9 protein-coding genes are annotated in these 7,857 nt (G+C 63.2%); all 9 read left to right on the top strand.

Translation table 11 applies throughout. The features are described 5' to 3' along the window. Positions 1-226: 226 nt before the first annotated feature. The 9 genes from nagZ (at position 227) to AC0L2B_RS06740 (ending at position 7,762) form a co-directional block, all read left to right on the top strand. Positions 227-1,246 (top strand): beta-N-acetylhexosaminidase, encoded by a 1,020-nt coding sequence (gene nagZ / locus AC0L2B_RS06780; protein ID WP_473521749.1) that lies wholly within the window; start codon positions 227-229, stop codon positions 1,244-1,246. A 126-nt stretch (positions 1,247-1,372) separates the two neighbouring features. Continuing rightward, positions 1,373-2,173, top strand: coding sequence for a segregation and condensation protein A (locus AC0L2B_RS06775; protein WP_023802574.1), 801 nt, complete (start codon positions 1,373-1,375; stop codon positions 2,171-2,173). After that, positions 2,170-2,949, top strand: a complete 780-nt coding sequence (scpB, locus tag AC0L2B_RS06770; protein ID WP_473744673.1) for an SMC-Scp complex subunit ScpB — start codon at positions 2,170-2,172, stop codon at positions 2,947-2,949. The genes AC0L2B_RS06775 and scpB overlap by 4 nt, the downstream gene beginning before the upstream one ends. A 177-nt stretch (positions 2,950-3,126) precedes the next feature. Then, positions 3,127-3,348, top strand: coding sequence for a twin-arginine translocase TatA/TatE family subunit (locus tag AC0L2B_RS06765; protein ID WP_023802572.1), 222 nt, complete (start codon positions 3,127-3,129; stop codon positions 3,346-3,348). 29 nt (positions 3,349-3,377) lie between these two features. Then, on the top strand, positions 3,378-4,058 hold the full coding sequence (tatB, locus tag AC0L2B_RS06760; protein WP_473744672.1) for a Sec-independent protein translocase protein TatB: 681 nt from the start codon (positions 3,378-3,380) through the stop codon (positions 4,056-4,058). Positions 4,059-4,102: 44 nt separating this feature from the next. Beyond that, on the top strand, positions 4,103-4,912 hold the full coding sequence (gene tatC, locus AC0L2B_RS06755; RefSeq protein ID WP_051407946.1) for a twin-arginine translocase subunit TatC: 810 nt from the start codon (positions 4,103-4,105) through the stop codon (positions 4,910-4,912). A 125-nt stretch (positions 4,913-5,037) separates the two neighbouring features. Continuing rightward, positions 5,038-6,342, top strand: coding sequence for a serine--tRNA ligase (gene serS / locus AC0L2B_RS06750; protein WP_473744671.1), 1,305 nt, complete (start codon positions 5,038-5,040; stop codon positions 6,340-6,342). Next, a complete protein-coding gene (surE, locus tag AC0L2B_RS06745; protein WP_473744670.1) occupies positions 6,342-7,100 on the top strand; it encodes a 5'/3'-nucleotidase SurE in 759 nt (252 codons plus the stop codon). The genes serS and surE overlap by 1 nt, the downstream gene beginning before the upstream one ends. Further along, the gene (locus AC0L2B_RS06740) at positions 7,097-7,762 is read left to right on the top strand and encodes a protein-L-isoaspartate(D-aspartate) O-methyltransferase (protein ID WP_027156219.1); all 666 of its coding nucleotides are present in this window, start codon (positions 7,097-7,099) and stop codon (positions 7,760-7,762) included. Before surE ends, AC0L2B_RS06740 begins: the two co-directional genes overlap by 4 nt. Positions 7,763-7,857: the final 95 nt, after the last annotated feature.

Genomic DNA, 7,857 nt, shown 5'->3' with positions numbered 1-7,857 from the left:
AACCTGGCCACCCCCGTGCCCACAAACACCCGGGGGCCGGGGGTAACTTTTTCGGGGGCGCCAAAAAATTTCCAAACCCCCCCCCTTGGGCCCAAACCCCCGGGGGGGCCCCCCCCCGGCCCCGGTTTTCTATGGTGGAAGGAGTTCCTTGTGGCAGGGATTCCGGCTTGAGCGATGTGGCTCGATGCGATTCCCTTTGTCTGCGTGAAGCTCTAAACTCCCGCCCATGACCGAATCAAAATCCATGATCCTTGGCTGCGCCGGGAAATCGCTCACACGCGATGAAATCAGTTTCTATCGCAGCGAATGCCCGTGGGGATTCATCCTGTTTGCCCGCAACATCGGCGAGGCCGAGCAGATCCGCGATCTGGTCGCCGCGATGCGCGATTGTGTCGAGCGCCCGGACGCCCCGGTGTTCATCGACCAGGAAGGCGGCCGTGTGCAGCGCCTGCGGCCGCCGCTGGCACCGAATTATCCGGCCGGTGGCGCGCTCGGCGCCTTGTGGCGCAACGACCACGATGCCGGCAACCGCGCAGCATGGCTGATGGCGCGGCTGCATGCTTTCGACCTGCTGCGCTACGGCATCACGGCTGATTGCCTGCCGGTGCTCGACGTGCCGATCGAGGGCGCCAGCGACGTCATCGGCGCGCGCGCCTATGGCAAGGAGCCTCGTGCCGTCATCGAACTGGGCCGCGCCGCGGCGGAGGGCCTGATGTCGGGAGGCGTGCTGCCGGTGATGAAGCATATTCCCGGGCATGGACGGGCCTTTGCCGACACGCATTTCGAACTGCCGACCGTCGATGCCTCGATGAGCGACTTGCAGCGGCATGATTTCGCCCCGTTCAGGGAGCTCAATCATTTGCCGATGGCGATGACGGCGCATGTCGTCTACAGCGCGATCGACGCGAAGAATCCGGCCACCACCTCCGGCAAGGTCATCGACGAGATCATCCGCGGCGAAATCGGTTTCGACGGGCTGCTGATGAGCGACGACACCTCGATGAAGGCACTTTCTGGGGATTTCCCGACAAAGGCGGCGGCGATCCTTGCGGCGGGCTGCGATCTGGTCCTTCACTGCAACGGCGTTTTCGAGGAGATGGTCGGCATTGCGTCGCGCACAACGGGGCTCGAAGGCACGTCGCTGCAACGCGCGCAACGGGCGCTGACCTATATCAAGAACCGCGATCGGGCTGATGAAACCGAGATACGCGCCGAATTCGCCACCTATTTCGATGCGGTGGCCTAGACCATGATCCCGAACGGTGGGAGCCGGTTTTTCGGAACAGATCACGGTCAAACACGAAGTTAGAAGCAAAGGAAGCGACAGGAAGTGGCGGAAACGTTGGACAGCAAGGCCGGCAAGGCCGCACCGATGGACCGTCTTTGGGCCGAGAACGACGATTCGCGGCTGACCGGCGATCCCGCGCTGGTCGTCGATGTCGACGGTTTCGAGGGCCCGCTCGATCTTCTGCTGCATCTTGCCCGCAACCAGAAGGTCGATCTGTCGCGCATCTCGATCCTGGCGCTGGCCGAGCAATATCTGGCCTTCGTCGAAAAGGTGAGGGCGCTCAGGCTGGAGCTTGCCGCCGACTATCTGGTGATGGCGGCGTGGCTGGCGTTTCTCAAGTCGAAGCTCTTGATCCCCAAGCAACCCGGCGACGACGGTGAAAGCGGCGAGGAACTGGCGGCGGTGCTGCAATTCCGGTTGAAGCGACTGGAAGCGATGCGTGACGCGGCGGCACGTCTGGTCAATCGCAATCGGCTCGGGCGCGACGTGTTCGCCCGCGGCATGCCGGAAATGGTCATCGTCGAGAAACGCAACGCCTATTCGGCCTCGCTCTACGATCTGCTGACCGCCTATGCGGCGCAACGCCAGAAGCAGGCGATCACCAATGTGACGATCGCCAGGCGCGGTGTGTGGTCGCTCAAGGATGCGCGCGACATCCTGAACAGGCTGATCGGCACGCTTGCCGACTGGACGGCGCTGGACCGTTTCCTGGTCGAATATCTGACCGACCCGGACGAGCGGCGTACCGCGATTGCCAGTTCGTTTGCGGCGACGCTGGAACTGGTGCGCGAAGGCAAAATGGAAATGCGGCAGGACGACGTGTTCGCGCCGCTCTATCTGCGCGGTCGTGCGCAAGGCATCAGGGCAGTTGAGGTGGCATCATGAGCGAGCGCACCAACGCTTCGGTCATTCCGTTCAAGGTCGACGACGAGACCGAAGACGGCGTGCTCGCCGAGGTGCCGGCAGAAAGTCAGGCCCAGAACTTGTCCCAGAATCCCGGCGAGCGGCTGCATATGGCAGAGGCCGTGCGCATGGCCGAGGCGATCGTTTTCGCCAGCGCCGAACCGGTCAGCGAAAGGCAGCTTGCCGGGCGCCTGCCCGACGGCATCAATATTGCCGCGGCGATGGCTGAGCTGCAGCAGATTTATGCGCGGCGCGGCGTCAATCTGGTGCGCGTTGCCGATGCCTGGGCGTTCCGCACCGCCGGCGATCTCGCTTTCCTGATGAGCCGCGACACGGTGCAGCAGAAGAAGCTTTCCCGTGCGGCGCTCGAAGTGCTGGCGATCATCGCCTACCACCAGCCGGTGACGCGCGCCGAGATCGAGGATATCAGAGGCGTCGAGACCTCGAAGGGCACGCTGGACACGCTGATGGAGACCGAATGGGTGAAGATGCGCGGCCGGCGCCGCACGCCCGGCCGTCCCGTCACCTACGGCACCACCGACATCTTCCTCGACCATTTCGCGTTGGAGGAGATCCGCGATCTCCCAGGCATGGAGGAATTGAAGGGTGCCGGGCTGCTTTCGGGCCGCATGCCGTCGAATTTTTCCATTCCGATGCCGCCGGCCGACCCGGACGTGCTGACCGATGACGAGGATCCGCTGACCGACATCGACCTTGAGGAACTCGGCCTGTTGACGCCGCGTGTCGAGGAAGATTGACCGCAAGCGACGTGCCGAAAGCGATGGTATTTACGGCTGCGCCGATTGGTAGCGGGCTGAGGCGCCGAAACTGCGTGACTTCGGCCACTCATTTATAAACTCTGTCGCGGTTGTGTTTGAATCCCGGCGCGAAAGCGCATAGATCATCGTCAGAGAAAACTTTCGAGAGAGATTGTTATGGGTTCATTTTCGATTTGGCATTGGCTGATCGTGCTGGTGATCGTGCTGCTGGTGTTCGGTCGCGGCAAGATTCCCGAGCTGATGGGTGACATGGCCAAGGGTATCAAGAGCTTCAAGAAGGGCATCGCCGACGACGAGGTTGCCGAGGACAAGCGCACCGTCGAGCACCGTGCCGACGAAACCGTTTCGGCAGCGAAGGAAAAGGCCAGCAAGAGCTGAGCCCAAAACTTTAGTCGGAACGTATCGCCATGTTCGACATCGGCTGGACCGAGATGCTGGTGATCGCGATCGTCATGATCGTGGTCGTCGGGCCCAAGGATTTGCCCAAGATGCTGCGCACTTTTGGCCGCACGACGGCGAAGATGCGCGGCATGGCAGCCGACTTCCAGAAACAGTTCAACGATGCGCTGAAGGAGGCCGAGCTTGACGACGTCAAGAAGTCGGTCGATTCACTCAGAAGTCTCAACCCGGCCGCCGAGATCAGGAAACAGCTCAACCCGTTCGAGCAGGCGGCGGCCGACGTCCGTTCAGGCGTCGACGCGGTGATGAAGCCGAAGCCGGCCGCAGACCCGGTCGCGCCGGCTGCTTCGACGCCGCAGGATACCGAACTGAACAATGGCGCGACGGTGCTGCCGGGCGTCGATGCCCCGGAAGCGGCGCCGGCGGCGCCGACCTTTCCGGCGATGACCGATGGTTCGGTGACACCGCCTGTCGCGACGGCGGCGCCGGCCGCATCGCCAAAGGCCTCGGCGGCGAAGACGGAGGCCGCGCCAGCGAAAGCGATGCCGGCCTCCAAGGCCGCAGTGAAGCCAGCGGCAAAACCTGCTGTGACAAAGACCGCGGCTAAAAAGGCCGAGCCGAAGCCCGCACCAGCAACGGTGAAGAAGCCGGCCGCAGCCGCCAAAAAGACGGCGGGAGCCGCCAAGTGAGCATTTCGGAAAAGGACGAGATCGACAAGTCGGCGGCTCCGCTGATGGAGCATCTGATCGAGTTGCGCCGGCGGCTGATGTGGTCGATCGGCGGGTTCTTCGTCGCCTTCCTGTTCTGCTTCTTCTTCGCCAAGCAGTTGTTCAACCTGCTGGTCATCCCGTTCAAATGGGCGACGCAATGGGCAGGGCTCGACCCGCACAAGGTCGAGCTGATCTACACGGCGCCGCAGGAATTCTTCTTCACCCAGGTCAAGCTGGCGATGTTCGGCGGCATGGTGATCGCCTTTCCGCTGATCGCCACCCAGATCTACAAATTCATCGCGCCCGGCCTCTACAAGAATGAACGCAACGCCTTCCTGCCGTTCCTGATCGCTTCGCCGATCCTGTTCCTGATGGGCGCGTCGCTGGTCTATTTCTTCTTCACGCCGATGGTGATGTGGTTCTTCCTCGCCATGCAGCAGGCCGGCACCGACGACCAGGTGCAGATTTCGCTGCTGCCGAAAGTGTCGGAATATCTCAGCCTGATCATGACGCTGATCTTCTCCTTCGGTCTGGTGTTCCAGTTGCCGGTGGTGACCAGCCTGATGACGCGAGTGGGCATGCTGTCGTCCGAGGCGCTGGTCGAAAAGCGCAAATGGGCAATCGTCATCGCTTTCGTCGTCGCGGCTATTCTGACGCCGCCCGACCCGATAAGCCAGATCGGCCTGGCCGTTCCCACGATCCTTCTCTACGAGGTCTCGATCTGGTCGGCCCGGCTGATCGAGCGCAGCAAGGAACGGGAACGTCTGGCGCGCGAGAAGCGGGAGGCTGCGGAAGCGGCGGCCGAAAAGCCGGCGGACGCGTCATCGACCTAGCGGCATCGCCGTTATCTTCAGGTTTGCGGGACAGCGCGGGGCGCGAGGGAACTCGATCTTCACATCTTGCATCGGTCAAGGATGCGGTTTACGCCCCCTCTAGCCTACTTGAGGACGAACAGACCATGCTTGACATCAAATGGATTCGCGACAATCCGAAGGCCCTTGTCGAGGCGCTCCAAAAGCGCTCGTGGCCGGTTGCGGAGGCGCAGTCCACGGTCGACGATCTGATCGCCAGGGACGAGGCGCGGCGCGAACACCTGACCGAGCTGCAGACCAGGCAGGAGCGCCGCAACGCCGCCTCGAGAGAAATCGGCAACGCCATGCGCTCGGGCGACGCCGCCCTTGCCGAAAGACTGAAGGCCGAGGTCGGCGAGATCAAGGCTTTTATCCAGAACGGCGAGGCGCGCGAACGCGAGCTCGACAAGGCGCTGAACGACGCATTGGCGGTGCTGACCAACGTGCCGCTCGACGACGTGCCGGTCGGCAAGGACGAGCACGACAACGTCGTCAAGCGCACCGTCGGCAAGGTGCCGGCCCGCCCGAACTGGGTGAAGGAGCATTTCGAGATCGGCGAAGCGCTCGGCATGATGGATTTTGAGCGGGCGGCGAAACTGTCCGGTTCGCGGTTCACGGTGCTCAAGGGCGGACTGGCACGGATGGAGCGCGCGCTCGGCCAGTTCATGCTGGACCTGCATACGACCGAGCATGGCTACGAGGAGATCCAGCCGCCACTGATGGTGCGCGACGAAGCTCTTTTCGGCACCGGGCAACTGCCGAAGTTCGAGGAGGATCTGTTCTTCGCCCCGCATGGGGACGGCAGGCTTGGCCTCATTCCCACCGCCGAAGTGCCGCTGACCAATCTCGTGCGCGAAGACATCACGCCGCATGAAAAACTGCCGCTGCGCTATACTGCGCTGACGCCGTGCTTCCGCTCGGAAGCGGGCTCGGCCGGGCGTGACACGCGTGGCATGCTGCGCCAGCACCAGTTCTACAAGGTCGAACTGGTGTCGATCACCGACCAGGACACCTCGCTTGCCGAGCACGAGCGGATGACCGAATGCGCTGAGGAAGTGCTGAAGCGGCTCGGCCTGCCGTTCCGCACCGTGACGCTGTGCACCGGCGACATGGGCTTTGGCGCGCGCAAGACCTATGACATCGAGGTCTGGCTGCCGGGCCAGAACGCCTATCGCGAGATTTCGTCCTGCTCGGTCTGTGGCGATTTCCAGGCGCGGCGCATGGATGCCCGCTACAAGGACAAGGACGGCAAGGGCAACCGCTTCGTCCACACGCTGAACGGTTCCGGCACCGCCGTCGGCCGCGCCCTTATTGCCGTCATCGAAAACTACCAGAATGAGGATGGCAGCGTAACCATTCCTGAAGCGCTTCGGCCTTACATGGGCGGTCTGGAAAAGATCGAATCGAGATAATGCGCATCCTCCTGACCAATGATGACGGCATCCATGCCGAGGGCCTTGCATCGCTCGAACGCATCGCCCGCACGCTGTCGGACGATGTCTGGGTGGTGGCTCCGGAGCAGGATCAGTCCGGCTATGCGCATTCGCTGTCAATCTCGGAGCCGCTGCGCCTGAGAAAGATCGGCGAAAAGCACTTTGCCGTGCGCGGTACGCCGACCGACTGCGTCATCATGGGCATAAAAAAAATCCTGCCCGCAGCACCAGACCTGATCCTGTCCGGCGTCAATTCCGGCGCCAACATCGCCGACGACGTCACCTATTCGGGCACCGTTGCCGGCGCCATGGAAGGCGCATTGCTCGGCGTGCGCTCGATCGCGCTCAGCCAGGCTTATTCCTATGTCGGCGAGGATCGCCTCGTCCCTTACGAGACCACCGAGGCGCTGGCGCCGGCGCTGCTCAAAAAACTGGTCGCCATGCCGCTGCCGGATGGCGTGCTGCTCAACGTCAATTTTCCGAATTGCCTTCCCGAAGAGATCGCCGGCACGGTGGTCACCTCGCAAGGCAAGCTCGTCCACAGCCTGTGGGTCGACGAGCGCCGCGACGGCCGCGGGCTTCCCTATTATTGGCTGCGCTTCGGCCGCGAGCCGGTCGAGGGCAAGCAAGGCACTGATCTCCATGCCATGCGCAACCGGCTGGTGTCGGTGACGCCGCTGCAGCTCGATCTCACAGCGCACGAAATCCGCGATCAACTGACCAAGGCGCTCGCATGAACCTGAACCATGGTCCGACGGCCGATGACCGCGAAGGCTTCGCCGCTTTCCTGCTCCGCCTGCGTGGCAAGGGCGTGGTGCCGAAGGCGCTGATCGCCGCCTTCGAGGCGACGCCGCGGCGCGGCTTCCTTTCCGCACAGTTCCATCCGATCGCCTGGTCGGACCGCATGCTGCCGATCGAATGCGGCGAGGCGATCGAGGGCGCCGATCTGCAGGCTGCGGTGATCGCAGCACTTGCCATCGAGCCGGGCAACCGGGTGCTCGAGATCGGCACCGGGTCGGGCTACACGGCGGCGGTGATGTCGCGGCTCGCCGCGCGCGTCGTCACAATCGATCGCTACAAGACGCTGGTCGAGCAGGCCAAACAGCGCTTCGAGGCGCTCGGCATCGGCAATGTCATCGTGCGCCAGGCGGACGGCTCCAACGGACTGGCCAATGAAGCGCCGTTCGACCGTATCGTCGCGTGGGCGGCCTTCGACAGCCTGCCGCGCTTCCTGCTCGATCAATTGTCGAGCGGCGGCATCGTCATCGCCCCGATCGGACCCGAGGAGGGCGAGCAGGTGCTGGCCAAGCTGACCAAGGTCGGCAGCCGCTTCGAACGCGAGGACATCGGTCTCGTACGCCTGCAGCCGATCCTGCGCAGCGTGGCCGCCGTCATCTAGGATCTGTCGATATTTAGGTGATGCCCGCAACTCACCTGTCTGGTCCGTCTCCGGCTTGCCTCAGCTCAATCACGCCCGTCCAATGCAGCTTTAAA

It is taken from the genome of Mesorhizobium sp. WSM4815, assembly GCF_055811575.1.
This window is presented reverse-complemented; position numbering and strand designations above follow the sequence as displayed.